The organism is Agrobacterium genomosp. 2 str. CFBP 5494, from assembly GCF_900013495.1.
Lineage (GTDB): Bacteria > Pseudomonadota > Alphaproteobacteria > Rhizobiales > Rhizobiaceae > Agrobacterium > Agrobacterium pusense.
The window spans coordinates 2,938,316-2,964,642 of the sequence record NZ_LT009718.1 but is presented as its reverse complement, the minus strand read 5'-3'; the positions used below and the strand labels follow the sequence as shown (position 1 = coordinate 2,964,642).

The 26,327-nt window shown below is 58.8% G+C and carries 21 protein-coding genes; 7 read left to right on the top strand and 14 right to left on the bottom strand.

Going from position 1 to position 26,327, the window contains the following annotated elements; genetic code table 11:
* Positions 1-70 precede the first annotated feature (70 nt).
* The gene (locus AGR2A_RS14820; protein ID WP_004443577.1) at positions 71-637 is read left to right on the top strand and encodes a hypothetical protein; all 567 of its coding nucleotides are present in this window, start codon (positions 71-73) and stop codon (positions 635-637) included.
* The gene (locus AGR2A_RS14815) at positions 624-1,031 is read left to right on the top strand and encodes a PPC domain-containing DNA-binding protein (RefSeq protein ID WP_072494828.1); all 408 of its coding nucleotides are present in this window, start codon (positions 624-626) and stop codon (positions 1,029-1,031) included. The genes AGR2A_RS14820 and AGR2A_RS14815 overlap by 14 nt, the downstream gene beginning before the upstream one ends.
* Before the next feature lie 50 nt (positions 1,032-1,081).
* Here AGR2A_RS14815 and AGR2A_RS14810 read toward each other — a convergent pair whose 3' ends face one another.
* The 9 genes from AGR2A_RS14810 to AGR2A_RS14770 all read right to left on the bottom strand — a co-directional run bounded on the left by AGR2A_RS14810 (position 1,082) and on the right by AGR2A_RS14770 (position 12,717).
* A complete protein-coding gene (locus AGR2A_RS14810; RefSeq protein WP_072494827.1) occupies positions 1,082-1,966 on the bottom strand; it encodes a DUF296 domain-containing protein in 885 nt (294 codons plus the stop codon).
* Complete coding sequence (locus AGR2A_RS14805; protein ID WP_004443568.1) at positions 1,963-2,742, bottom strand: SDR family NAD(P)-dependent oxidoreductase; 780 nt, start codon at positions 2,740-2,742, stop codon at positions 1,963-1,965. Before AGR2A_RS14805 ends, AGR2A_RS14810 begins: the two co-directional genes overlap by 4 nt.
* Positions 2,743-2,773: 31 nt before the next feature.
* The gene (locus AGR2A_RS14800) at positions 2,774-4,414 is read right to left on the bottom strand and encodes an acyl-CoA synthetase (RefSeq protein WP_072494826.1); all 1,641 of its coding nucleotides are present in this window, start codon (positions 4,412-4,414) and stop codon (positions 2,774-2,776) included.
* A complete protein-coding gene (locus AGR2A_RS14795) occupies positions 4,411-5,580 on the bottom strand; it encodes an acetyl-CoA acetyltransferase (RefSeq protein ID WP_072494825.1) in 1,170 nt (389 codons plus the stop codon). Before AGR2A_RS14795 ends, AGR2A_RS14800 begins: the two co-directional genes overlap by 4 nt.
* Positions 5,577-6,434 (bottom strand): IclR family transcriptional regulator, encoded by an 858-nt coding sequence (locus tag AGR2A_RS14790; RefSeq protein ID WP_004443561.1) that lies wholly within the window; start codon positions 6,432-6,434, stop codon positions 5,577-5,579. The genes AGR2A_RS14795 and AGR2A_RS14790 overlap by 4 nt, the downstream gene beginning before the upstream one ends.
* A gap of 1 nt (position 6,435) precedes the next feature.
* A complete protein-coding gene (locus AGR2A_RS14785; RefSeq protein WP_167378204.1) occupies positions 6,436-7,239 on the bottom strand; it encodes an SDR family NAD(P)-dependent oxidoreductase in 804 nt (267 codons plus the stop codon).
* 75 nt (positions 7,240-7,314) lie between these two features.
* Positions 7,315-8,325 (bottom strand): TRAP transporter substrate-binding protein, encoded by a 1,011-nt coding sequence (locus AGR2A_RS14780; RefSeq protein WP_004443559.1) that lies wholly within the window; start codon positions 8,323-8,325, stop codon positions 7,315-7,317.
* Between the two features lie 65 nt (positions 8,326-8,390).
* Positions 8,391-10,268 (bottom strand): TRAP transporter large permease, encoded by a 1,878-nt coding sequence (locus AGR2A_RS14775; RefSeq protein WP_072494822.1) that lies wholly within the window; start codon positions 10,266-10,268, stop codon positions 8,391-8,393.
* A gap of 412 nt (positions 10,269-10,680) precedes the next feature.
* Positions 10,681-12,717: an NADH:flavin oxidoreductase gene (locus AGR2A_RS14770; RefSeq protein WP_072494821.1), complete on the bottom strand. Its 2,037-nt coding sequence runs from the start codon at positions 12,715-12,717 to the stop codon at positions 10,681-10,683.
* 142 nt (positions 12,718-12,859) lie between these two features.
* Between AGR2A_RS14770 and AGR2A_RS14765 the strand changes: the two genes are divergently transcribed.
* The 4 genes from AGR2A_RS14765 to AGR2A_RS14750 all read left to right on the top strand — a co-directional run bounded on the left by AGR2A_RS14765 (position 12,860) and on the right by AGR2A_RS14750 (position 16,673).
* On the top strand, positions 12,860-13,498 hold the full coding sequence (locus AGR2A_RS14765; RefSeq protein WP_006698730.1) for a TetR/AcrR family transcriptional regulator: 639 nt from the start codon (positions 12,860-12,862) through the stop codon (positions 13,496-13,498).
* A gap of 195 nt (positions 13,499-13,693) precedes the next feature.
* Positions 13,694-14,368 carry a response regulator transcription factor gene (locus AGR2A_RS14760; RefSeq protein WP_022556873.1) on the top strand — a complete coding sequence of 225 codons (675 nt, stop codon included), beginning with the start codon at positions 13,694-13,696 and terminating at the stop codon, positions 14,366-14,368.
* Positions 14,369-14,403: 35 nt separating this feature from the next.
* The gene (locus tag AGR2A_RS14755) at positions 14,404-15,795 is read left to right on the top strand and encodes a sensor histidine kinase (protein WP_167378209.1); all 1,392 of its coding nucleotides are present in this window, start codon (positions 14,404-14,406) and stop codon (positions 15,793-15,795) included.
* 257 nt (positions 15,796-16,052) lie between these two features.
* Positions 16,053-16,673: an outer membrane protein gene (locus AGR2A_RS14750; RefSeq protein ID WP_072494819.1), complete on the top strand. Its 621-nt coding sequence runs from the start codon at positions 16,053-16,055 to the stop codon at positions 16,671-16,673.
* Between the two features lie 97 nt (positions 16,674-16,770).
* On the opposite strand, the gene AGR2A_RS14745 is transcribed toward AGR2A_RS14750, so the two are convergent.
* The 5 genes from AGR2A_RS14745 to mprF all read right to left on the bottom strand — a co-directional run bounded on the left by AGR2A_RS14745 (position 16,771) and on the right by mprF (position 25,715).
* On the bottom strand, positions 16,771-17,160 hold the full coding sequence (locus tag AGR2A_RS14745; RefSeq protein WP_022556870.1) for a hypothetical protein: 390 nt from the start codon (positions 17,158-17,160) through the stop codon (positions 16,771-16,773).
* Between the two features lie 288 nt (positions 17,161-17,448).
* Positions 17,449-19,842 (bottom strand): DUF1217 domain-containing protein, encoded by a 2,394-nt coding sequence (locus tag AGR2A_RS14740; RefSeq protein ID WP_072494818.1) that lies wholly within the window; start codon positions 19,840-19,842, stop codon positions 17,449-17,451.
* 332 nt (positions 19,843-20,174) lie between these two features.
* Positions 20,175-21,506 (bottom strand): telomere resolvase, encoded by a 1,332-nt coding sequence (locus AGR2A_RS14735; protein WP_004443532.1) that lies wholly within the window; start codon positions 21,504-21,506, stop codon positions 20,175-20,177.
* A gap of 226 nt (positions 21,507-21,732) precedes the next feature.
* Positions 21,733-23,103, bottom strand: coding sequence for a virulence factor (locus AGR2A_RS14730; protein WP_035210487.1), 1,371 nt, complete (start codon positions 23,101-23,103; stop codon positions 21,733-21,735).
* An 11-nt stretch (positions 23,104-23,114) separates the two neighbouring features.
* On the bottom strand, positions 23,115-25,715 hold the full coding sequence (gene mprF, locus AGR2A_RS14725) for a bifunctional lysylphosphatidylglycerol flippase/synthetase MprF (RefSeq protein ID WP_072494817.1): 2,601 nt from the start codon (positions 25,713-25,715) through the stop codon (positions 23,115-23,117).
* Positions 25,716-25,991: 276 nt separating this feature from the next.
* On the opposite strand from mprF, the gene AGR2A_RS14720 reads away from it, so the two are divergent.
* Positions 25,992-26,285, top strand: a complete 294-nt coding sequence (locus AGR2A_RS14720) for a hypothetical protein (protein ID WP_004443527.1) — start codon at positions 25,992-25,994, stop codon at positions 26,283-26,285.
* Positions 26,286-26,327 lie beyond the last annotated feature (42 nt).

Sequence of the window (26,327 nt, the reverse complement as noted above, 5' to 3'; positions counted from 1 at the left end):
CATTCGAAAGCACCTTCGGCTGGCTTTTTAGTACCGTACTGCATGGTACAGGCAGCAGGGAGGAGCGGGCATGGCACCGATATCGCAGCAGCATTTTCCAAGACCCAGGACGTTGATCCATCCCGGTATTTCGGCGCCTGTGCGCATCAACAGCCTGCGCTCGCCCTCGGCGCGCCATGTCCGGCTGTTCATCAAGCCGGGGCGCAGTCTTTACGACGGCATCGTTCAGCCGCTTGCGGGGGAAGGCATTGAAAGCGCCTCCCTGACCATACTCGGAGGGCACTTCGATGGATTGTCCTATTGCGTTGCTCCGCCTGATCCATCCGGCAACGCCGTCATCGCTTATACGAAGCCCATCGACGCCGGTGCGGCGTGGCTCATCTTCGGCAACGCCACGCTCGGGCGCAGCATGAAGGGCGAGCCGATCGTGCATTGCCACGCCGCCATGCGAACCGCGGCGGGTTTGGTCAGAGGCGGTCATTTGCTGACAGAATCCTGCATTGTCGGCGAGGGTGGCATTTCCGCGCTTGTGACCTCGCTCGACAGTTTCCTGTTGCAACAGTCTTTCGATCCAGAAACGAATATTCCCCTTCTTCAACCGAAAAATCGCATGGAGCGCGCCGATGAACATGCATGATATTGTCGAATCTGGTTCCATGGGGCGCGTGGCCTATGCCCGCATAGCCCCCAATGAAGATCTTGTGCTCGGCGTCGAAAAACTGTGCCTGGCCGAAGGCTTCCGCAATGCCTTCGTGCGCGGTGCGCTGGGCAGCCTGGTGGATGCGTGCCTCGGCACCCGCAGCGGCGATTTTCTGCAGATAAGCGGCCCCGCCGTTGAAATCGTTTCGATAGCCGGCGAAGTACGTGCCCAGCCTGATGGCTCGTTGCGCGCCGCGCTGACCGGCGTCGTGGCTGATACGGAGGGTGTGGTTTACGGCGGCCCCTTCATCGCAGGCGCCAACCCTGTCTGCATGACTTTCGAGGTGACGCTGGAGGAATGGCTGCCGACGGAAAAATCGCAAGCGGCGTGAACAAAATGGGACGAGCAGGGGCGCCGTGTCGCCAAACGTCCCTGCGCCGCTCAAGCTGCGGCCTCACGTTTCTCCGTCAGAAGAAGTTCGAAGGTGACGCAAACGGGGTTTTTGCCGCGCACCAACCGCCCGGCGCTGATGTGGCGGGTGAGGTCGACCATCGCAATATCCAGCACCGTGCGTTCACTGTCGGAGCTGATATGGCCTGCGCGGATAAGGATTTCACTGGCGTAGGCGGTAATGGTCGTTCCGTCATCGTAGTCCGCGCCAATAAGGCTTCCAATGCCATTGACATCGGCTTCCGGCAGGCCGAATTCCGTGCAGGCCGCTTCGAGGGCGAGGCAGATGTCGGTGTTAGGCCGGACAGTGCATAAAAGCGCCCTCAGTCCCGCATCCTGATGCCTACGCGGCCGGGGGATGGGCGTGAAAAGCGGAAAATTCGTTTCCTCATCCTGCCGAGCGTCGAGGATCGCTCCGTCAAGCGCCAGCGCCTCAAATTGTATTTCTTGGGCAAATTCGGCTTCGAAGGGAAGCAGATGTCCCATGGAGACGACGCCCTGAGCACTTTTCCACGAACCATGGCAGTGCAGAAACGGCTGGCCATCGCGACGTCCCATATGAAGGCCGGCATCAATGATCGTGCCCTCAGGCATGGAAAAGGTTTCGCTGTACCAGGCCGCATGGGAGGCATCAGGAGCGGCCGCGGGCATAACGTATTCCAGCCGCTCCATCGGCACGTTTTTCAGCCTGATGTAGCCACCTTCGAAACCCCGTTCCGCAAAGGCAGCGGCAATCGCTTCGTTAACGCACATGCCGGCCCGGACGGTTAACGTGACGCGATGGACACGGCAGCCGATGGCGCGAAAGCGCTCGGGTGTCTCCGGCCCGGGGTGGACGATGCTGCGCGGAAGCGCTGCCTGTACCATCGACGTCATACCGCCAGCCCCGCGGTGATGAAGCCGCCATCCACGGCAAGAACCTGACCATTGACGTAGCTCGCATCATCCGACACCAGAAACGCCACGGCAGAGGCGATTTCATCGGTTCTGCCATAGCGGTGCATGGGAACACGGCTGTGCCACTGATCGCGAACATTCTCGGTATGGACCGCCTGGGTCAGTGGTGTATCGACCGGGCCGGGTGCAATTGCATTGACGCGGATGCCCGATTGTCCGAGCTCGTTCGCCATCACCATCGTCAGAAGATTGACGCCGCCTTTAGAGGCACCATAGGCGCTGCGGCCCCGGTTGCCACACATGCCGGAAACCGAGCTGATGTTGACGATGGAGCCGGGAATCTCACGGTCTAGCCAGTAACGCGCCGCCGCGCGAGCCACCGCGAAGCTGCCGACGAGATTGACGTCGACGATGCGGCGAAATTCTTCGACGCTGGTCTCGACGGAAAGCTTGTCGATGCCGATGCCGGCGCTGTTGACGACGGCCACCAGATCAACCGCCTGTTCAACGCCATTTACCGTCAACGCGGCGAACGCCTCCTCTATCGACGCTTCATCCGCCACGTTGCACACGATGCCACGCGAGGCGTCGATACCGAGCTTCTCGCAGGCCGCGTCCAGCGCTTCGCGCTTGAGATCCAGCAGCCAGGGTTGCCATCCGCGCGCCATCAGCAGCTGCGCGGTGGAAAAACCGATGCCGGATGCTCCGCCGGTGATCGCGACAGCCCCTTTTGTCCCTGCCGTCCGTTGTGTCATACCCTCTCCTCCCGGTTGAATGCCGCGCGCGTCAGCCTGTCCGCTTTTCCTCGAAAACCGGCATCTGGCCGCGCCTTTCCAGCTCTTCGCGGATCATTTTCTTGGTGATCTTGCCATAGGCGGATTTCGGCATGGCATCCCAGAACACGACTGTTTTCGGCAGCTTGTAACGGGCCATCTTGCCTTCCAGATAGGTCTTGAGGTCGATGCCGGCGATGTCAGCGCCTTCTCTCGCCACGCAGACCGCCACGCCCACTTCGCCCCACACCGCATCTGGCACACCCAGAACCGCCGTCTCGCTGATATCGGGATGCATGAGAATTTTTTCTTCGATCTCGCGCGGATAGATGTTCGAGCCGCCGGAAATATACATGTCGGAGGCGCGCCCGGTGATGTAAACGAAGCCGTTTTCATCGCGGTGGCCGAGATCGCCGGTGCGGAACCAGCCGTTGCGGAAGGCTTTGGCATTGGCGTCGGGGTTGTCGTAATAACCGGCGAAGACGGCGGGACCGATCACGCAGATCTCGCCGGTTTCTCCCGCCTCCACCTCTTCGCCTGCGTCGTTCTGGATCTGCACCTCCATGCCTGTCCGGTCGAACCCGCAGGTGCCGACCCGCGCTTCCGGACCGTCTTCTGCGCTATGAAAAGAAGGGGGAAGCACGGTGATATTACCGGTGACTTCGCCGAGGCCGAAATACTGCACCAGCACCGGACCGAGCTTTGCCAATGCCCGTATCTGGTCGGCGCGATACATCGGCGCGCCGGCATAGATGACATAGCGCAGCGAGGAATGATCGAAACGATCCACGGACGGGTCTTCGACCAGCATTTTCAGAATGGTCGGCACGGTGAAGGCATTGGTGACACGCCATTTCTCGATCAACGCCCAAACGGCTGGGACATCGAGTTTTTCCGCTGCCGGCAGCACGGTCTTCGCCCCGTGCGCCACCTGCACCAGCTGGTGAATGCCCGCGCCGTGCGAAAGCGGAGCGACAACGATGGATGCGTCGCCTGTTCCCGTGCCGGGCATCAGATCGCAGAGATGGTTGGTGATGACAAAGGCCATCTGCCCGTGGGTCAGCACCGCCGCCTTGGGGCGCCCGGTGGTGCCGGACGTGAAGAAGAACCAGCAGGGATCGTCGCGATCCACCGCCTCGCCCTTGACCTTCTGACCCAGATGACGGGCGACAATCGCATCATAATCCTCACCGAATTCCGCCTGACCGATGGCGATGGTGAAATCGATCGCTGCGGCTTCACGGCTTGCTTTCGCATGTTCGGGAAAAGCGCTGGCGCAGATCATGCCGCGTGCGCCGCTGGCCTTCGCCAGGTAGCCGACTTCATCTGGCGATTGGCGGTAATTGGTCGGCACCCACACCGCGCCCACCCGGAAGCAGGCGAACATCGATTCGAACATCTGGTTGTTGTTGGAAGACTGCACCAGAATACGGTCACCCTTGACGACACCGAATTCATTGACCAGCGCATGCGCCATGGCGTCGACGCGGGCTTCCATTTGCGCCCAGCTCCAGGTCTTTTCACCCCAGACGAAGCCGATATGATGCGGGTTGCGGCGCGCGGCCTGCGTCAGAAAATGCGAAAGGTTCATCACCCGCGTGGTTGATGGTGTGACACCGCCCGGAGGATGCTGCACGGGGCCAGGTGTCCTCATTTCACGCGCTCCATGATCGAAACATAGTTGGCAACCGCGGTGCCGCCCATGTTGAAAACGCCGGCAAGCGAGGCGCCGGGGATCTGCATGTCTCCAGCCTCGCCCATCAACTGCATCGCTGCCATTACATGCATGGAAACGCCGGTCGCTCCGACCGGGTGGCCTTTCGATTTCAGTCCCCCCGAAGGGTTGATTGGCAAACGGCCGGTCTTCAGCGCGGTGCCTTCGTGCACGACCCGGTGCCCTTCGCCTGGTTTTGCGAGCCCCATGGCCTCATATTCGATAAGTTCAGCTATGGTGAAGCAGTCGTGCGTTTCAACGAAGGAAAGGTCGTCGAGCGTAGCGCCCGCAAGTTCCAGCGAGCCCGCCCATGCGCGGCGGGCGCCCTCGAAGGCCAGCGGGTCGCGGCGGCTCAGCGCCAGAATGTCATTGATCTGTTTTCTGCCCCGAAAGCCGATAGCCCGGTGGAGGCTGGCTGCGGTTTCTTCGTCGGCCAAAACGATGGCCGCCGCGCCGTCGGAAATCAGCGAGCAGTCGGTACGGCGTAGCGGGCCTGCGACATACGGGTTCTTATCGGACACGGTGTTGCAGAATTCGAAGCCGAAATCCTTGCGCATATGGGCATAGGGATTGACCGCGCCGTTGGCGTGGTTCTTGGCGGCGATCATCGCAAGCTCCTCCGAGCGATCGCCATAACGCTGGAAATAGGCCTGGGCGATGCGACCGAACTGGCCGGCAAAACCGCCGGGGATATTGGCCTCTTCTGCGCGGTAGCAAGCAGAGAGCAGAATGTCGCCTACCTCGGCGGTGGGAAGCGCCGTCATTTTTTCGGCGCCCACGACGAGCGCAATGCGGCCCCGCCCCGCCTCGATGAAATCCATCGCGCTGTACAGGGCGGCCGATCCCGTCGCGCAGGCATTTTCGAAGCGCACGGCGGGCGTATAGGCCAGTCTTTCATCACCCATTGCCACCAGGGCGCCCTGAAAATCCTGTTTCGAGAAACCATTGTTCATCACACCGACAAAAATGCCGTCGATATCGCCAACGTCGATGCCCGCATGGTCGATGGCCGGCGCGACGACTGACGCCATCAAATGTTCGGTATTTTCAAGGGTCGATTTGCCGAAAGGCGAATGCGCCCAGCCGACGATCTGCGCTTTGCTCATTTGCTCGTTCTCCTTGCCTGTCGCTTCGGTTCGCCGTCTCCGCGCGTGCGTGCGCGGCTGGCCATCATTTCTGCGATGCGTGTTTCGATACGTGTCACCTCTTCGCGCAGCAGCGCCGCCAGTTCTGGCTGACGCTCCGGCCGCATGCGGCTATCGACGGCGGCGATGCTCAACGCTCCCGCCACCGCTCCATCCGGCGTGCGGATTGCGACGCCGATACCCCACGAATTGGAAAGGATGAGGCCGGGATTGAGCGAGTAGCCGTTTGCCCGGGTCAATTCGACATCACGGCGTAGCCCGTCGAGCGTGATGCCGGGATAATTCGCGGCGATGAGGCCGCTATTGGCGGCGATGACGCTATCCACTTCGGCATCGGGCAGGGCGGCCAGCATGGCGAGAGATCCGGCACCGATACCCAGCGGGTGCTCGAAACCGGCCTGGAGCGCATGGGTACGCACGGGCCAGGTGCCTTCCTCACGATAGAGGCAGAGCGAAAACGTATCGCGGCGTACCGAAAGGAAGCTCGAATCCTCGGTACGGCGGGAAATACGCGTCAGTCCGTCCTGGGCCATCTGCAACAATCCGAAACGGCGTGACGACAGGCTGCCCAGCACGTAGGCTTCCTCGCCGAGATAATATCGGCGTGTCTCCTCGTCCTGTTCCACGAGGCCTGCCCGGATCAACGCCAGCAGCAGGCGGCGGGCCGTTGGCTTGTTCAACCCGCTTTCGGCGACGATGCCGGAAAGCGACACACCGCGTTCGGCGTGCCGCCCCACCATGGATAGCAGCGCCAGCGCCCGGTCCACGGCACGTGCCCCTGTCAGATCGTTTTCCGCCGCAACCACCGTGGCCATATCAGGTAAACGCCCCCACTGCGCAACTTTGGCCACCGTCGACCGGCAGGCAGATGCCCGTGATAAATTTTGCTTCATCGGATGCCAGAAAAACGGCGGCGCGGGCGATATCGAAGGCATCACCCATGCGCCCCACGGGCACCGCGGCATTACGCGCCGCCACCATTTCCTCGACGGAGGCGTACTGGCTGCTGATCTGCTTGTAGATCAGCGGCGTATCGATCATGCCCGGCAGAACGCAATTGGCGCGAATGCCTTGCCGTGCGTATTGCATCGCCAGCGCCACGGTGGCCTGGTTGACCGCGGCCTTCATGGCGTAATAGGCGAAATAAGGATAGCCGGTCCAGCGGATCGAGGCGAGTGAGGAAATATTGACGATGGCGCCGCCGCCCTGCCTCAGCATCACCGGCAGAACAGCCTTGGCGGTGCGATAGACAGAGCCGATGTTGAGATCGACGGAGGCGCGAAAGCGCTCCTCATCCAGCTCCACCGGCCCGCCCATATGCGTCACGCCGACATTATTGTGCAGGATGTCGATGCCTTCAAAGGCATCGCAGGTTCGTGCAACTGCCGCTGATACGGATTCCAGCTTCGTGACATCGGCGGCAACGGCGATTGCCTCAAAACCTTCTTCGCGGATGATCTGCGCGGTTTCTTCAGCCGCGTCGGCGGAGAGGTCGACACAGGCCACGCGCGCGCCCTCACGGGCAAATTGCACGGCCGCAGCCTTGCCATTGCCAAAGCCCGGCCCCGATGATCCTGCGCCAAATACAAGCGCGCGTTTTCCCGTCAGGCGACCTGTCAAAACAGTCTCCATTAAAACAGCCAGAAGTGATCGGATCGGCCCCGCTTGCGGCGGGACCGATTATTTGCTGACCGGTCAGGTCAGGCTGGCGCCAACGGCCTTTTCGAGAATGGCCCAGGCTTCGTCGCCATATTTGCTTTTCCACTCGGAATAGAATCCGGCTTCCTTGAGGGCTGCACGGAAGAGCGATGCGTCAGTATCGTTGAAGGCCATGCCCTTGCTGATCAAGTCTTCCTTCACCGAGGCGTTGAGCTTCGCCACGTCGGCGCGTTCATCCTTGCCGGCCTGATTGAGGTTCTTGGCAACGATGGTGCGCAGGTCGTCCGGCAGCCGCTCCCACGCGCGCTTGTTGGCGAGGAACCAGAAACCATCCCACATGTGATTGGTAACCGAGCAGAACTTCTGCACTTCGAAGAGCTTCGCGGTGGAAATGATGGCCAGAGGGTTTTCCTGGCCGTCGACGACGCCGGTCTGCAACGCGGTGTAGACTTCCGCGAAGTTGATGGAAGCGGGAGCCGACTTGAAGGCCTTGAACATCGAGGTCCAGAGAGGGCTCACCGGCACGCGGATCTTGAAACTTTCGAGATCGGCAGGCGTGGTGATGGGTTTCGAGGCGCTGGTGATCTGGCGGAAACCGTTGTCCCAGATCGTATCCATGGCGACGAGATTCTGTTTGGCAATTTCACCGCGTACATATTTGCCGAGATCGCCGTCCATGGCCGCCCATACGGAATCATAATCCGGGAAGGCAAAGCCGATGCCGCTGATGGACGCGTTTGGTACCAGCGTGGACAGGATCAGCGGCGAGAGCGTGAAGAATTCAACGCCGCCGGAACGCACCTGGCTCAGCATGTCGGTATCGGCCCCCAACTGGCTGCTGGGGAATATCTTGATATTGACCCGCCCGTCGGTTTCTTTCTCGATACGATCGGCCGCTTCCTTGGCGCGCACATTCATGGGGTGCGCAGCCGGCAGATTATTGGCATATTTGTAGCTGAATTCCGCGGCGCGTGCGCGCGATACGAACGCGGTGGCAAGAACGGCAGAACCGGCGCCCGCAAGCATGGTACGTCTGTTGATGATCATTGCTTTCTCCTCCCAAATAAAAGCATGTGTCGTTCGTCGGCATGGCGGGCGGACCCGCCACGGTGTCAGAGCAGAATTGTGGACAGACCCGGAATTCCGGCAATCAGCAGCAGGCCGATGACCATGGCTGCGAGATAGGGCCAGATGGCACCCATGGCTTCATCGGGCGAGACATTGCCGATCTTGCAGGCAATGTAGAAGCCGATGCCGATGGGCGGCGCCATCAGGCCGATATTCATGGCGACCACCACGACCATCGAATAATGGATGTCGTTGATGCCGAGCGTGCGGGCAATGGGGAACATGATCGGTGCGAGCAGAACGATTGCAGGCAGTCCTTCCAGCACGCAGCCGAGGATCATGAAGATCAGGATCGACACGATCATGTAGGTCATCCAGCCGCCCGGCAGGTCGGTTATCATCGCGGTCAATTCGAAGGCGAAACCGCTTTGCGTCAAACCCCAGGCCATGGCGGAGGCGCAGCCGAGGATCAGCAGGATCGCGCCCGAGAGCGCCGCTGTCTCCACCAGCATCGAGTAGAGTTTTTTCAGGCTGATCCCGCCATAAAGCACCGCCCCGATAATCATGGCATAGAGCACTGCAATGGTGGATACTTCGGTCGCCGTTGCCACACCGCCGCCCACAAGGCTGCGGATGAGGAAAGGCAGAACCAGAGCGGGTGCGGCCACCAGTGCCGCCTTGCCGACCAGCGGCCACGGAGTGCGTCTGGCGCCATCCATGTTTTCATTGCGTGCTTTCCACCGGGCCAATACCGCCAGCACCAGAAGCAGCACCATGGCGATCATGAAGCCGGAGGTAAAAAGGCCGGCAATCGATACGCCCGCTGCCGAACCGAGGACGATGAGAACGATGGACGGCGGAACGGTATCGGCCATGGCGGCGCCGGTGGCCAGCAGTGCGATCATTTCCTTGGGCTTGTGGCCGCGTCGCTTCATTTCCGGAAACAGCGCAGGTGCGACCGTTGCCATATCTGAAACCTTGGAGCCGGAAATGCCCGAGACCAGAAACAGCGAACCGAGCAGAACATAGGACATGCCCGCGCGGATGTGGCCGAACATCGAGGACAGCAGTTCGACGATCGCCTTGCCCATGCCGGTTGCGTCAAGGACGCAGCCCAGCAGCACGAATACCGGCACCGACAGCAGAATGATGCCCGACATTCCTTCATCCATGCGCCCGACCATAACGATCATCGGAACCCAGGTGGTGAAAGTCAGATAGGACAATGTTCCAAGGCCGAAACAGAAGGCAATGGGCACGCCGAGCGCCAGAAACACTGCCACGAACAGGCCGAGGAAGATCGCCAGGTTAAAATTGCCAAAGGATTCCAGTGTGGGCGACGCCAGAAACAGAAGGCCGGCAGCCACCGCAACCGTGACGATAGCGGCGACGATGTCCCGCAGCCTTTCCCTCCGGAAGAGGTTGTTCATGACCAGGAGCAACATCAGGGAGGCGCCGAATGGCAGGGCTGCGGCGCGGAAAGTCATGGGAATGTTCAGCGCCGCCGATGTGACGACCCATTCCTCGATGGCGTATTCGATTGCGGGCTTGATGATAGCCGCAAGAAATGTCGCCACCAGCACCAGCGCCAAAGAATTGATGTAACCCAGAAAACGCTGCGGAAACATGTTGAGGAACAGCGTCAGGCGCAGGTGCTCGCTACGGTCGATGGCAATGGCCGCACCCAGCATGGCAAACCACAGGAAGCACAACGACGCCGTTTCATCGATCCAGACAATCGGCAGATGCAAGGCATAACGTGATGTCACGCCGAGCAGAAGCAGGCCGATCATCAGCGCCAAAAGAATGGCTGCCGTGGCCTCGACCGGCCGCATGAACCAGGAGCCCGTTACCGGCTCCGTGTGCAGTAGCTCGCCGTCGAGCACAAAGACGTCGTCATTCGCGTTTGCGGTCATGGTCATTGGGGCCTCCTCTCCCGCAGAACAACCTTCGCAATGGATGGTGGTCAGCAAGGCAGAATGTCCGGGCCCCAGCCACGATCATGGCCGGCATCAGGATATATCTGTCATCGCAAGACCGGCCAGACCCCTCCAAAAGTCTGAGCGTATCGGTGTATCGCCTCCACGATATGGACCGTTACAAAACCATACGTTCGGGATACACAGGAAGAATGATAAAATCAATAGTAAAACGCCGCAATTACGCAGTTTTAGACTCACGTTTATAGGTCCATATAGTGGATCTTACTTTGGACCATTCGAGCTTGTGCGTGTGCGATGATCCGGGCGGCAGCCGCCATTCTGCCTGAAAGTGAACATCGTCGGCATCGAATGACCCCTCGATGCGCCCTGGGGCCGCAACGCGACCCGCGCCTCAAATGTCCTTCGCGAGCCGCAGGGCGTCGTAGATCGCCGCATGGGTGTTGCGCGCCGCGACGGCATCGCCGATGCGGAACAACCGATATGTGCCTGTCGGATTGCGCGCGACGGTCTGAGCTTCTCCGGCGAGCAGGGCGTCATAGGAAACCTCCCCGAGATTTGTCGAGCCGGGCTTGAGTTCGAAATACAGTTCATCCAGCGGGACTGTTCCGTGATTGACGACGATCTGGTCGACGGTGCGCTGTCTGGAAATGCCGCCATAGTCGCTGCCGACGTGGGCAACGATCTGGTTGCCGCTTCTTTCGGCTGCTTCCAGCCGGTAAGTGACGGTAAATGTGGCGTCGAGCTTTTGCAGCGAGCGCATATAGGGAACGAGATTCATGGCCATAACTTCAGGGGCGAAGGAGCGATCCGGTGTCATGATTTCCACCTTGCCGCCAGCCTTGGCGATGAGCTCGGCCGCCTGAAGGCCGGCATGGTCTCCCGCGTCGTCATAGACGAGAACATTGGCACCCGGCCTGACGTCTCCGGAAATAATATCCCACGCGGAGACGACCAGTTCGTTGCCCTTAGACAGCACCTCGGTATGCGGCAGCCCGCCTGTGGCGATGATCACCACATCGGGTTTTTGCGAGAGAACCGTGTCCGCTTCCGCCCAGCTGTTGAAGTGGAAGACGACACCGAGCTTTTCGCACTGGCTCATGCGCCAGTCGATGATGCCGGTCATTTCCCGGCGGCGTTCGCTCTGCGCGGTGAGGCGAATCTGCCCGCCCGGATGGCTGGCTGCCTCGAAGACCACGACCGTATGGCCGCGTTCGGCACAGACCCTTGCGGCTTCGAGGCCTCCCGGCCCGGCGCCGACGATAACCACCTTCAGGCTTTTCGCGGCCCTGGTGATGGCGTGCGGCATGGTTTCCTCGCGGCCGGTTGCCGGATTGTGAATGCAGAAGGCAAGGCCGCCCTGATAGATGCGGTCGAGACAGTAATTAGCGCCGACGCAGGGACGGATATCGTCCTCCCGCTTTTCCATGATCTTGCGCACAATATGCGGATCGGTCATGTGAGCGCGGGTCATGCCGACCATGTCCACCTTGCCGGTGGCGATGGCATGCCGGGCTGTGGCAACGTCCTGAATTTTGGCGGCATGGAAGGTCGGGAAACGTGTCGCTGCACGGATTTCCCCGGCAAAATCGAGGTGCGGCGCACTTGCCATGCCCTGAATCGGAATAACGTCGGTCAGGCCGGGATCGGTATCGATATGCCCCCTGATGACGTTGAGATAATCGATCAGACCGCTTTCTTTCAGCAGTCTGGAGATTTCGAGGCCTTCTGCCTTTCCGGTGCCACCCTCCAGACATTCATCGGCGGTGTAACGAACACCGAGGATGAAGTCCTCACCCACGCGCCTGCGTATCGCCCGGAAAACGTCGAGGCAGAAACGCATGCGGTTTTCGAGCGAGCCACCATAGGGGCCATCGAGCTCGTTGGTCAGCGGGGAGACGAACTGATCGATGAGATGACCATAGGCCTCCAGTTCCACCCCGTCCATGCCGCCAGCCTTCATACGCTCGGCGGCGTCGGCGAAATCCTTGATGACACGCTCAATATCCCAATCCTCGATTTTTTTCGGAAAGGCGCGATGAGCGGCTTCCCGCAGGTGTGACGGTGCGAGCACCGGCAGCCAGTCACCCTTGTCCCACCGGGTGCGCCGGCCAAGATGAGTGAGCTGGATCATGATTGCCGACCCCGCCTCGTGGACGGCGTCGGTCATTTCCCTGATCCACGGAACGATTTCATCCTTGTACGCGAGCAAATTGTTGAAGACGGGAGGGCTGTCTTTCGAAACGGCGGCTGAGCCTGCGGTCATCGTCAACGCCACGCCTCCTTTCGCACGCTCGACGGTATAGGCGCGATAACGCCCTTTCGGCATGCCGTCTTCCGGATAAGCGGGCTCATGCGACGTCACGATGATACGGTTGCGCAGCGTCAGGTGCTTCAGCTGATAGGGTTGAAGAAGGGGATCGTTCGACATGGGCCTGCTCCAAGGGGGTTATGGTGCGAGGCTAAGAGAAAATGTACATATGTGTCAATTAACAAAACACCAGTGTCTATAAGTTAGACAAGAGTGTACGCCTCGCCTTGTCGCGCAGGGACTGATTTGGTACTCAACTGTCATGGACGCGACATTAAACGAAACCGGTTGGCGTGGATCCCAGGAGGGTTGGCTTGAGGCCGCCTACGAGTCCCTGCTGGAATCGGGGGTGGATTCCGTCAAGATTTTGCCGTTGGCGAAGAAGCTCAATCTCTCGCGTACCAGCTTTTACTGGTTCTTCAAGGATCGGGAGGAGTTGCTGGCGGCGCTTTTGTCCCGCTGGCGCGACAAGAACACGGGAAGCATCCTCAGGCAATCGGAGGCCTACGCGGAAACCTTGGCCGAGGCGATGCTGAACGTCTTCGATTGCTGGCTGGATCCCTCGCTTTTTGACAGCAAATTCGAATTCGCGGTGCGCAGCTGGGCGCTGCAGTCCGATGATATCCTTGCCGAGGTTCGCAAGGCGGATGCTGTGAGAATGGAGGCGCTTTCGCGCATGTTCGTCCGTTTCGGCCATCCCGAAAATACTGCGGATGTGCGCGCCCGCACCACTTATCTTGTGCAGATCGGCTACATTTCCATGCAGGCCGAGGAAGATGTGGCAGTGCGGATGAAGAGAATTGCGGATTATATCGCCATCTATACCGGCGAGGTGCCGCAACAACGGGAGCTTGATCGATTTTATGCGAGGCACGGATACAGGCCAGGCCCCGGGGCCTGACGCCCGCATGCCGATCTCGACAGGCGCGGACAACCCTCGGGACAGCGATAGGTGGCGCGGCCAACGCCTTCGATGCCGGTCGGATTACGCCGTTTGGGATGGTACAAGAAGAAGGGGCGGCCGGGCTGCAACCTATCTGCAACATTCACCAATCAGTGGTGGGGATGGCAAGAGCTCATCTTTGGGGGAAAGTCATTGCGAATCCTGCTTCTCGAGGACGAACCCGAAATGGCGCGGGCGCTGCTCGAAGCCTTGCGCCGGCGCGATGTGCTTGCCGATCATGTCAGTACCATCAGCGATGCGGATGTCCTTGCGCGTGACGGCTCCTACGATGTGCTTGTCCTGGATCGCCGCCTGCCCGATGGTGAGGGGCTGAATCTTGTATCGGCGCTTCGCCGCAGCAAACATTCCGTACCGATCCTTGTCCTGACGGCGCTTGGAAGTGTCGATCACCGCGTTGACGGGCTGGATGCCGGCGCGGATGACTATCTCGCCAAGCCTTTTGCGATAGAGGAACTGCTCGCCCGCCTCAGGGCCCTTCACAGGCGCGGCCCTTCCATTTCCGACAGATATGCGATTTTCGGAAATCTGAGCATTGATCAAAGAAGCAATGAAGTCAGCGTTGCCGGCTCCATCCTCGAGTTGCGGCGTCGGGAATATCTGGCGCTCGAAGCCCTGATGCGGCGCCCGAACCGTATCGTGACGCGGTCCAACCTGATCGAGGCGGTTTATACGCTCGACGACGAGATCGAGTCCAATGCGCTCGATGCCCACATCTCCCGTATCAGGAAGAAGCTGGCGCAGGCGGGAGCCACGGTGGAGATTAGAGCCGTGCGCAATATCGGTTATCTCATTCGGGCAAAGTCATGAGTTCGCACCACAATCAATCCCTGCGATGGGGGCTGATGAAGCGCCTTCTCGTCCTGCAGGCTTTCTTGCTCGTTCTCTTCGTCGTTCTTCTCGTTGGCTGGATCTGGATCATCGATCCAAGGCTGGAAGGCGCCAATGAAGAGGCTGTGCGCATCATTGCGGAAAGCGTGACAAAGGATGGGCAGGGGCGGACGCAGGTGTCGGCTACACCCGATCTGGAGGCGCTGAAACAGCGCTATCGCAATCTCTGGTTCATGGTCCGGGACGCGGAAGGAATCGTCCTTCGATATGGAGATATCCCCACTTCCATCGTGACGGGGGCATTTCCTTTGGGCATCGAAAGGGCGCGTCTGGAGGCTGGGGAAACAGTCCGGGCCACGATGGAGAACCGCGATACGCCCGCCGGACGGCTGCAGTTCATTGCCGGGACGGAAAAAGGTCTCGCGAATGATGGCGTGAATATCTGGATCAACATACAGCTGGATCTGGAAAAGGATGCGGATGGTGCCATTCGCTGGTTGACCGTGCTGCCGGGAATTGGGTTCATCATTCTTGTGGCCGTGGTGCCCATGTTGCTGCTGACGGGTATTGCGACATTGCTGGTGACCCCACGTGCGGTCGGCCGTTCACTGAGTGGCCTCATGGAAACGGTCACCCAAGCGCAGTCGATCAATTTCGAGAACCGGTCCGCCCGTATCGCTCGCTCGAAGGTGCCGAGTGAAATCATTCCGCTGGTGGATGCCTTCAATGTTGCCCTCTCGAAACTGGACGAGGGCTATAATCGCCGCAACCGCTTCCTGGCCGACGCCGCCCATGAACTGAGGACGCCGATTGCGATCGTGCGCATCCGCGCCGATCTTCTTCCCGATGACGCGCTGAGCCGGCAGCTGCGGACGGATATCGACCGGCTTACCTGCGTCGCACACCAGCTTCTCGAAATGCAGGCGGTGGGCGCGGTAGACCTGCCTGCGGAAGAGCAGGATTTGAATGTTCTCGTCGAACGCATCGCGACCGATCTTGCCCCGATTGCGATGGATGCCGGTTACGAGTTCGGTTTCGAGCCGGGCGAAAAAGAAGCCCTGCTGACGGTCCAGACGTCGATCATTGAGATGGCCGTCGTCAACCTCATCCGCAATGCCATCGATCACGGCGGCGGCAGGGGCGCCATTGTCGTCCGGGTGGGTGCAGCAGGAACCATAGATGTCTGCGATGAAGGTCCGGGCATACCCGTTGACGAACGCGAGCAGGTGTTCGAACCGTTCCATCGCATCAACACCAGCTCCTCCGGTGCCGGCCTTGGCCTCAATCTCGTGCAGAAAGCAGCTGAGCTGCATGGGGGCAGGGTGCTGTTCCTCGACCTTGATCCCGGCTTCTGCGTTCGGCTGGAGATCCGCTCCGTCACGCCAGGGAGCGGTGCGGGGCCATGAATCGCCTCCGGGAAGTCCGGACTCTTGAAGTTCTTAAAATAAGATTAAAGACATAAGTATAAGCACATGAAAAATAACAATTATATTTAAATAAAACAGCCGCGTGTAATCCAGGCGCAATTCTCGCGCGGAAAATGCCCGTATCTGCTGCGCTCATTCGCACAGGAGACCATGGGAGCCGGTTTCCGGTTCTTCAACGCGAACGGAAACCCTGGCGCCTCAGATTGAGACGCCCCTGGTTTCGTCTGGAGTCATTGATGTCGTTCATTGCAAAATCGCTTGTTGCCATCAGTATTATGGCGGCACCGAGCGCCTATTCCGCTGATCTTGCCAACTACAATGCGCAGCAATTCGATTATACCAGTCCGCCAGCCTTTTCCTGGGATGGGGCTTATATCGGCGCACATGGCGGCGTCGCCTCACCAAAAGTCAATCCTCTGGCCAGTGGCCGTGGTCTGATGGGTGGCGTACAGGCCGGTTACAATTTCCAGTTCGGCTCCGGTGTCGTCGGGGCGGAGCTGGAGGGCTCGTATCTCGGCAACGAGGCGCGGGTGCCGAATGGCCGCCTGAGAGAGCGTTTTCGTGGCGCCGCCAAGCTGAAGGCCGGTGTGGCGCTTGATCGTACCCTTCTTTACGGCACCGCAGGTCTGACCACGACGAAATTCAAGGATGGAAACGGCGTTACCGGACCGGACGACTGGAAGCGGGGCTATCTCGTGGGAGCGGGTGTCGAACAGAGTTTCGGCGGCGGCCTGTCGGCCAAGTTTGAATATAACTACGTGAACACGGGAAATGTATCGACGACGACCTCCAGCGGCAGATCGAAGACGGATGTCAGCGATCACGTCGTCAAGGCGGGCCTGAACTATCGTTTCTGATCCGCTGACATGTGCCACAGAAGCATAAGACCGCCGCTTTCGGGTCGAAGCGGCGGTAAGGGGAAATGGCTCGAACGGCGAGGGGGCCGTAAGAGGTTCATTCGCATTCGAGTGAGGGTTGCCGGAAGCTCGTTACATACCAGTCGTTACCGGAACTGCGGGTGTAGAAGGTGTAGTAGCAATCGATGCGCTCGACATAACCAGGCGTTTCGGACACTTCGTAACGCTCGCCATGCCGCGTCGAGCGGACCTCGCCGCTTGATGATCCGGCCACAACCTGCGTCTTGTTCTTGCGCCACTGATAGGCCTGCTGGCCGGGGCCGAGGCTATAGACATTGTCAGGCGGCCCATAGTCCAGCATCACGCTGGTAATGGGTGCGCCGACATAAGTTTTCATCACGGTTGATGCGCAGGCTGTGAGCAAGAGCGATGTGGCGGCGATGAGGGTGATTGCTGGCGGGACTGCAAGTGATGACCTGTCGGACATGGGAATTCCTTTCAGCTGCGGTAAATTTCAGCAGGGATAGGAACAGGTCATTGCAGGTACATTACACTAGCAGACGGCGCGATGGACGGTCGTCTCGACGGGCCCGTGCCTCAGCGGGGCGCACCTGAACGGAATTTCGGCTTTGGGGCGCTGACAGGCTGTTGTTGACTGTGATGATACTGCTCTACAGCACCAGGGCTACGGGCGGGTTTGACCGCCCTGACACTGGCCGCCGGAGCCAGTATCAGCTTCCATCCGAGAGCCAGCCAGCCTTTTCAGGCAGACGAGTTAGCGGCTGCGGGCGTTCCGAAGCTGGGCGAGGGTTGCCAGCGTATTGCCGCTGATGGACGTTTTGCCATTGCCGAACAAGTCGAGACGGGGATCGGAAGGCGAATTGTTCATTTCATACCTCAGCAAAAAGCGGTCAATCAGCTTGTCGATCTTGCCGGCGTCCTGCAGGTCCCTCATCTTCAGTTTCTTTTCGATCATCTTTGCCTGCATCTCGACCTTGGAATTCGCGGTTTCCGCGGGAATTCCAAGGGCGGTGCGGGTGAATTCCGAAAGCGCATTGTCAGCCAGTATGTCGTAGGCATTGGAAATGCCGCCGGCCATCCGCTTGAAATAGAGAGCAAGACGAACACCGGCGTTTTCTTCTCCCGCCCTTTCCTCCAGCGTCTGCCGAACGTATTTGTCACGCGTTTCCATCAGGCCGCGGTTGTTCTGGACATGCTGGCTGGCTGTCGCGCGAATATTCCCCTTGGTGTCGAAGTTGAAGGAACCGGCAAGCGCGCGAAAGCGGGGATCCTTTTCGGCGTTGGCGAAGCTTTTCGGGTCCTTGAGGTCGGATTTGAAGATCTTTTTCAGATAATCGGTGCTGACCGATTTGGGGTCGATGCGTTCGGCAACAAGCATGAAATCCACCAGACGGCGGTCGGCAAGCAACTGATCAACGGTTTCCAACGTCTCCATCTGCTGGCGGTAATAGGCGGCCTCCGTCTTTGCCTTTTCCTTTATCTTGTCTTTGCTGTTTTTCTGGCGATAGGCGGCGAGTTCCTCATCCTGCTTGCCTGTCGTCTCCCTGCTCTTCGAGGCCGTGTTCCATCGGGTCATTTCGAGAACGTAGTTCCGGGAGATGCGGGTAATCTCGTTTTCGGCCTGGGCCAGCCGTGGCGAGCCGATCCTGCCTTCGGCATCAAAATTATAGGCTTTCGCCAGTCGAACGAACCTTTCGTCTTTGAGGTTGCGGACATAACTTTTCGGGTCCGACAGGTCACTGGTGAAGACCTTCTTCAACTTGAACGTGGAAACCTCTTCGGGGCTGATGTTGAATGCCTTCAGCGCGAAATTGCGAATGGTAACGGCTGCCGGTGCAGCGGAGAGGAAGTCCTCCAGGTTTTTCGTCAGGCCGATATAGCGTCTGTAGTCCTTGATCGTCTTTTGGTCCGCCGCCTCCTGTGCGTCGTCGTAGCGGCTAAAATAAAGTGTCATCATCGTACTGAGCTGGGCGGCGGTCTGGATCGTCTTTCCGGCAGCGATCTTGCCTTCCCCGTCGAAATTGAACGCTCTCGCAAGATCGATGAAGCCTTTGTCCTTTTCGGCGTGAAGCGCGCTTTGCGGATCGTCGGGATTTTCGCGAAGCGCCCACTGGATTTTCTTGTCGGTATCGGTGTCGTCCCTGAGGTTGAAGGCGACGATCAACATCGTTCTAAGACGGGAATTGGATATGAGTTGTTGGGCATCGGTAATCTCGTTCATCTTTTGCGCGAAGAAGTCGCGATTGAGAACTGCGCCGGTCTGCGTCAGGCGAGGATACGATAAAACATAGGTTTCGTTGATCAGCCGCTTCTGGGTTGCCGTCTGCGCTTTCGTGCCGTCATCCACGAAACCGTCATCGCGGAAATTAAACGCTGCCGCCATTTCGAAGAGCTTGTGTGCATTGGCGATGCGCTTGTTGTACTGGCCGAGCAGATAATCGATTTTGGCGAGCGACGCCTTATCGGCGGAGGGGACTTTTGCGCGTTCGATGCGCAGATCGGCGGTCTTTGCCTGCCATTCCTCGACCAGAGGTTTGTAGGTTGTGTTGACATAACTGTCGGCGCTGCTGATATCGCTGGTCAGAACATCCCGCAGATGTTTGTAGTTGAAGGCTTCGGCGTCGATGCCGAAGGATTTGAAAACATAGTCCCGCAACCGCGTGTTTTTGAAGATGTCATCCACATGGCCGACCGTGTCGATGACGATGTTGTAATACCGCGTTTCCTCCTTCAGTTCGTCGTCTCGTTGTTTGTGTGCATCGTGATAGGCGGCAACCAGCCGGTCCTGCTGGGTTTGCGTTTGAACCGTTTTTTCCGATTTGATAGTGCCGAAATCAAACGCCGCCGCGAAGTCGCGGTAGCGGGTGTCCTTCAGCTTGTTGGCGAAACTGTTCGGGTCGTTGAGATTGCTTTCCAGCACCTTCTTCATGAAGGCGGCGGCATAGGTCATCTCGCCCAGGCCATAGGCCTTCATGGCGTAGGAATATAGCCTGTGGTCCTTCAGAAACTCATCGAGATTTTTGATCTTGCCAATATTGTCGGCGTAATATTTGGCGTCGCGCGATACGATCGGATCGTTTGCGACGCGTTTCAGTGACGATGCCAGGTCGCGATTATAGAGGGTGTAAGTTGTATATGCGGGCAGCACCCCAAGCCTCCGGACAATATTCATTCGTGAAAACTGTCAATATTGTTTCGGATATAACTTGTGTGTGGCTGTATTTATTTAATTTATACTTCATATAATTCTTTAGTGTTTAATTTATAAAATATTGATTCATTTAATTATTTTGTTCGCAGCGCTGTCGGTACAATACATCGTGGCTGGAAGTGGCAGAAAAATCGGCGGTTTATCTAAAGCAGGGGAACGGGAGCGCGCGCCCGGATCGGGGCGCAACGGCATGTCGAAATCTCCACGGGGACAGTCCTGCGCGTCGGGTTATCCATGGCGTGCTTGGCCGCAAGGCAGGTGCGGCTGCGTTATGGATTGCTGCGGGAAACCGGCGCAATGGCGGCCATTTGCTGCAATGCCCGCTCGTTCGTGCGCTTTGCCCGTGCAAGCGCATCGTCTCGATCCTCCGGCAGCGTGTAGGTCATATAGGAGAGGGAGGTTTCGAGATCGTTGTTGTTATGCCCGAGAATGGCGGCGAAATAGCTGTTCTTGGTCACGTGGGGAGGTGCGAAATTATGATAAGCCACCTCCGCATAGAGATGCCGAAGACCATAGGGCTTGGGAAGCTCCTCCTTCGGCCAGAGATCTTCGAACAGGTTAAAAACCGTGTCCCTGAGCAGCAGGCGCGTCTCCGATGAAAAATCATCGATCGACATGCCGTGCCACAATTTTCCCTGCCCGCTTTCGCGCAGGCGCTTATAGGCGGCAAGAATGGTTTCCGAGCGGGCAAGCACCGGGATCTCATAGGTCACACCGTATTTCGTTCCCTCGCCCTGTTTTGTCTTGGCCTGGCCGTTGAACAGGACGCTCCATTTGGAAATGCCCTTGCCATAGGGAGCAGGCGAAAATTCCGCCTGGGTAAAGACTTCGTAGGGTCGGCGTCCGGTCATGCCGATCAGGCCGATGCCGATCATCAGGGGATCGGCTGACAGGAGTTTGTCGGCACAGATCTTCAGAACCTGGCGGTAATTCTCGAAGGTGATCAGCGCGCCGTGCTTTCTGGCGATCTTCTCCATCTTCACCCGTCGCGCATCGTCATACATCGCAGCGTCGCCGGTGGCGATTTTCAGCATCGGGTGATCGTCGCCAAACGCCTCGCGGATGGCGTTGCGATATTTGGTGATGTAGGAGATGATCGTTGTCTGGGCTCTGCCCTTCATGGTGCTGATTTCAGCATTCCACAGGGTCTGCATCTCTTCTTTCGTGCCCATGCCGTTCATCGCAGAAATGAAATCCGCGATGCGTAGAAGAACGGTGGGTTTGCGGCCGGCTGTATTAAATTCCGCGCGTTCGATTTTCTCGACGATCGAGGTTGCTACGCCCGTTTTCGGATAGTCGGCACGTTCGATGTAGGTTTTCAGCCGCTCGCGCAGTTTTTTCATGTTGCAAATGGCAAGCGGCGTGCTCTTGGGACCGAATTCGGCCTTCAACGCGTTACGGTACTTCATGATGTAAAGTTCGAGAGTCTTTTCGGTGCGCCCATTGTCGAAATGGTAGCGGACCTCGGCGTCCCACAGATCGCGGATCTTTCTGTTGCGGGAGGCGTCGTCGTTTTTCATCGCCTCTTTGACCTGTGCGACAAAGTGGTCGATGCGTTCCACCAGGACCGGCGTTTTTGTTTTTCGTTTTGAGGAAAGCATGCGGCGGCTCCCTGAACCGGTCCGGATATATAAATCGATGGTTTGCGATCAACAGCAGCAGGGTTGCAGAAATAGATCAACATCCACTGCAGTCCGGTTCTTTTGAATAATAGTTTAGGCGATTCCGCAAGCGCGATGCGGAAAAGCGTCGGCGGCCCATTCGCCGCCAAGGATTGTCGAGGGCTCCTGTCGTGAGCCCGGGGTCAAGGTGGTGAGTGAGACGCCGTTATTTCGGTAGCCGGGTCTTCAGCGATGTCACGATACGCTTGGCCAACCCCTCATAATCCTCGTCAAAGTGGTGGCCGCCCTCAATGCCGACCGCCTCCACCCCCTTGGCTTTCAGGCCGGGGCAGGGGTCTTCGTCTTCTTCTTCCGTGCCATATATGCATTGCACCAGCTTCGGATCGATCTTCGCGATGTCATCGACCGTTTTGCCGCCCTTGCCTTCGCCGGCCACGCCAAGCCAGCCTTCGACGGAAATTTCGAAATCCACTTCGGTGGAAAGACCCATCAGGGTCAGCTGCACGACATGCGATTTGTCGCGGTCGGGCAGCAGATTATAGGTGGCGGGGATAATATCGGCACCGAAGGAATAGCCGATCAATACCACATTGCGGACTTTCCATTCCTTGCGATAGGTATCGATGATGCGGCCGAGATCGCTTGCGACCTCCTGTGGTTTCTTTTCCTTCCAGAAATAGCGGAGTGAATCGACGCCGATGACGGGTATGCCTTCCTTCTGGAAGGCGCCGCCCACTTCCTCGTCAAGATCGCGCCAGCCGCCGTCGCCGGAATAGATCACCGCCATGGTATCCATGACAGGGCTGGTTTCCAGAACCTTGATCGGCAGGCCGAGCGGACTGTCGGTGTCGCCTGCGGCGTCGACCTGGTCGGAGAGGGTCTGGGTCAGAACCTCGTCCGCCTTGTCATCCACATCCGTCACGTCGATATCGGGATGCAGCTTCACGAGCGCGTTGACGTGGTCGCGGCCCTTCTGATCCGCAGCAGAGGTGAACAGCACGCTGACGGGGGCAGGAAGGGGACCGTCGGTCAGACCATAAACGGTTTCGCCATCCACTTTATCTTTGGTGGCGGGGGTACAGAGGATCTTCTCGAGAGGCAGGCCGGCCTTGGGGTCCACGGCGATGGCCTCCCGCACGGTGGAGACAGGGCTCTGCGCAATCATCGCCAGCGCCAGCGTTCCGCCCTTGCCGATGCCGGAAAGAATGGGCTGGCGATAGCTGCTGGTGCCGGCGGTGCGCTGGATCTGCTGCGAGAGTGACTCGATGTCCGAGATCATATAGATGCACTCGTCATCGTCGGCCTCGAGCGCCTTCAGATATTCCTTGAAGTCGATGCCGACCACGGCGGCGCCCTTTTCTACCAGCGCCTTGGCGCGGGTCTCATCGGTCGCCGACCATCCGTCCGCATCGGAAATCAGGAAGACGCTGGCGAGGATGTCGCCATCAGGCACCATGATGTGCCCGGTGGGGATCATGCCGGTTTCGTATGCGGGCTTGTCCTCAGCAAAAACGGCGCCAGAAACGAACAAGGGGGATGCAAACAGGGCGGAGGCGGCCAGAACTGCTTTGAGCATGCTGAATCTTCTCATTTTCCGATCACTCCTCTGACACCGCCGCTGATCAGAACCGTCGCATCCATCAGCGCCAGAGCGGCATCTGCACCGTTCTGTACGGCGAGGTAACGCGGTTCCCATTTCGGGTGGAACTTGGCCTTGAAGGCGCGAAGCCCCTTGAAGTTGTAGAATCGTTCACCGTGTTCGAACAGTGTGCTGCCGATCCGGTCCCAGACGGGCGCCGCGTCGCGTTTAGACATGCCGGACATGGGCGCCATGCCGAGATTGAAGCTCTCGTAACCGGCCTCGCGCAGATATTGCATGATGCTGACGAAGAGAAAGTCCATCGAGCCGCGCGGCGCATCCGGGGAAAAGCGCATGAGATCGACGGTGGCTTCCTTTTTCGTATCCGTCACCATCAGATTGGCGAAGGCGGTGATCTTTCCATCCTTGCGCAGCACGGCAACGGGTTGCGACAGAATGTAGTCCGGCTCGAAAGCACCGAGCGAAAAGCGTTTTTCGCGGGTGTTATGGTGGGCGAGCCAGCCGTCGGAAACCTGTTTCAGCTCTTCCAGAACATCCTGCACCTGGGTCTTTTCGATGACCTCGAAGGTCAGCCCGTCGCGCGCGCCGCGGCTCAGCGACTGGCGAAGATTGGCAAGCTTGCCACCTTTGAGTTCGAATGCGGTGAGATCGACCAGGGCCAGTTCGCCCAGCTTGAAGGCGCGCAGACCCGCGTCGGCGCAATGGGACAGCAGGAAGGGCGAAATCTGATAGAAGGCGGCACGTGCGCCAGCGGCACGGGCTCCTTCGACGAATTGCCACACGAGGTCAGGGAAATCATCTTCATCGCCGACCGGATCGGCAAACGCGATCCATGAGCGGCCCTGAATGCCGTACATGATGAAGGCATTGCCGCTTTCGGAAAACATCACGTGCTTGTCGCCCATGCGCACCAGATTGGCATCGGCCGCATCCTGCTTCATGACAATGTCTGTAGCACTTGCGATATCTTCGGCCTTGATGGCATCCGGGCGGAAGGCCACCGGCCTCATGAGGCTGAAGATGGCGATGGTGGAGGAGGCAAGCACGAGGCCTAAAAGGGCGCGCAGTCCGCGTGGCGCTTCCTCGGAGAATTCGAACTGCCACCAGAGCGTATGGCTGTAATCGGTATCGCGATAGACGAAGAGAAGGATGGTGGCCGCGCCGGCGACGATGACGGCCATGGCCGCGAGCCAGCTTGGCCCGAGCGCCTGTTTGACCAGAGAGGCGTGACGGTTGAAGCTGCGCATGTTGGCGGCGAGCGCAACGATGAACAAGCCGAGAAAGATCGCTTCGAAAACCGCGATGGCCTTGAGAAGCGAGAGAATGAGCGCCAGAGATGCCGCAACGAGGGCGATCCACCATGCGCCATCCAGTCTCTGCCCCAAGCCACGGGAGGCGACGACGAGGCCAAGGCCGAGAATGCTGGTCAGAAAGTGAGCGGCCTCGATGATAGGCAACGGGACGAAGTTCGAGAGGAAATCCAGGTTGCTGCCCGGCGTCGGTGTCACGCTCGAGAAAATCAGCATGGTGCCGAGAATGATCGCGAATGTGGAGAGCAGTGGTGGCGCCAGCCGCACGGCAAGCTGGCTGATATCGGATACAACGGGCTTTGCCGCAAACTGCTTCATTTCCGAAACGATCATCACCAGAATGGCGACCACCAGCGGCAGCACGTGGTAAATGACGCGATAGAGAACGAGGCTTCCGAGCAGCTGATCAACGCTGATCGCATTGCCGAGACCGGCGACCATCACGGTTTCGAAGACCCCGAGGCCGGCGGGCACGTGGCTGAGAACGCCAAGCCCAACGGCCGTGGCATAGATCGCGAAGAAGGTCGGCCAGCCGAGATGCGTTTCGGGCAAGAGCACGTAAAGAACGGAAGCCGAAGCGGCGATGTCGAATGCAGACACCAGGAACTGACGCGAAGACGTACGGCTGTCTGGAAGGCGCAGCCGCCATTTGCCGAGGCGTATCGCCCTGCCATTGCGCCCGATATAGGCCGTGACCACGAGAATGGCGATGACGGCGAGCGCCGCGCCCCTCAGCACGAGCGGGTCGAAACCGATGATTGCGGCGATGCGGGGCGCGACGATGAAGGTTGAAAGCGCGCTCACCGACAAAAGCCCAAGGCCGAACGACAGCGTGACGAAGGCGATGACCCGTGCGATGTCTCCCGGGGAGAGCCCCAGCCGGGAATAGGCGCGGAAGCGGATGGCGCCGCCGCTCAGCGGCCCGAAGCCGGCGGTGTTGCCGATGGCATAGGCCGCGAAGGCCGTGACCGCCATTGACGGAAACCGCACTTTCTTGCCGACATATTCGATGGCATTGGCATCATAAAAAATCAGTGACAGGAAGCTCAGCGCGGTAAAGAGGATAGCAAGAAGAACCGAGGAAAAAGACGTGTCGAGAAGGGCCGCAATCACATCGTCGTATCTTACTTCCGAGGTGAGACGATAAATTGCAAACGTCATCATCACGAAGATGAGCGTTATGGCCGCGGCCGTCAGGTAGGCGCGGTTCCTGGCAAAAAAGCTTTCAACCGCGGAGTCGGCAATATCGGTCTCTGTAATTTCGCTCTTGTCTGCCATTTATCTTTTCCAGCGCCGTCCCGTCGGTTGGCGAACCACAGGATTGTGTCGCTAATTCGTTTCAGTTGCGGAAATTTGCTTAGCAGAAATGCGTGACGTGTCGATGTGAAGTTTGGACAGGTTTCCGGATGATTTTGCCAATTATATTCCGATGAATGCAACCACGAAATGTGCGATTTCCGAGTTTGATGAAAACGCGACGAAATTGATCGCGCCGGTTGCTTGGTGGCGGCATTTGATGCAACTACACGCTCCTTTGGATTGAAGGAGATACCAATGAACACGCCTACAAGAATAGTCGTTTCACTCGTCGTCGCGCTCGTGGCGGGCGCCGGATATATGGCGGTGGACAAGATGCGCGGTGCCGAATGGGTCGTTTCGCCGCAGCAGATTGCCGAGGCTAAGGCAAAGGGCCAGATGGGTTACGAATCGCAGCCGGGAACCGTAACCGTGCTGCCGATCCGCAGCGAGACGGCGGACGTGCTGCCGATGAAATGGGCCATGATCGGGCTGGTGGCCGGGCTTCTCACCTTCCGTGCGACCGGCAGGAAAAAAGCGGCAAAGGCCTGAAGGCCCGCCGCTTTCTGTCTCCGGCGCTTTGCGCCGGGGATG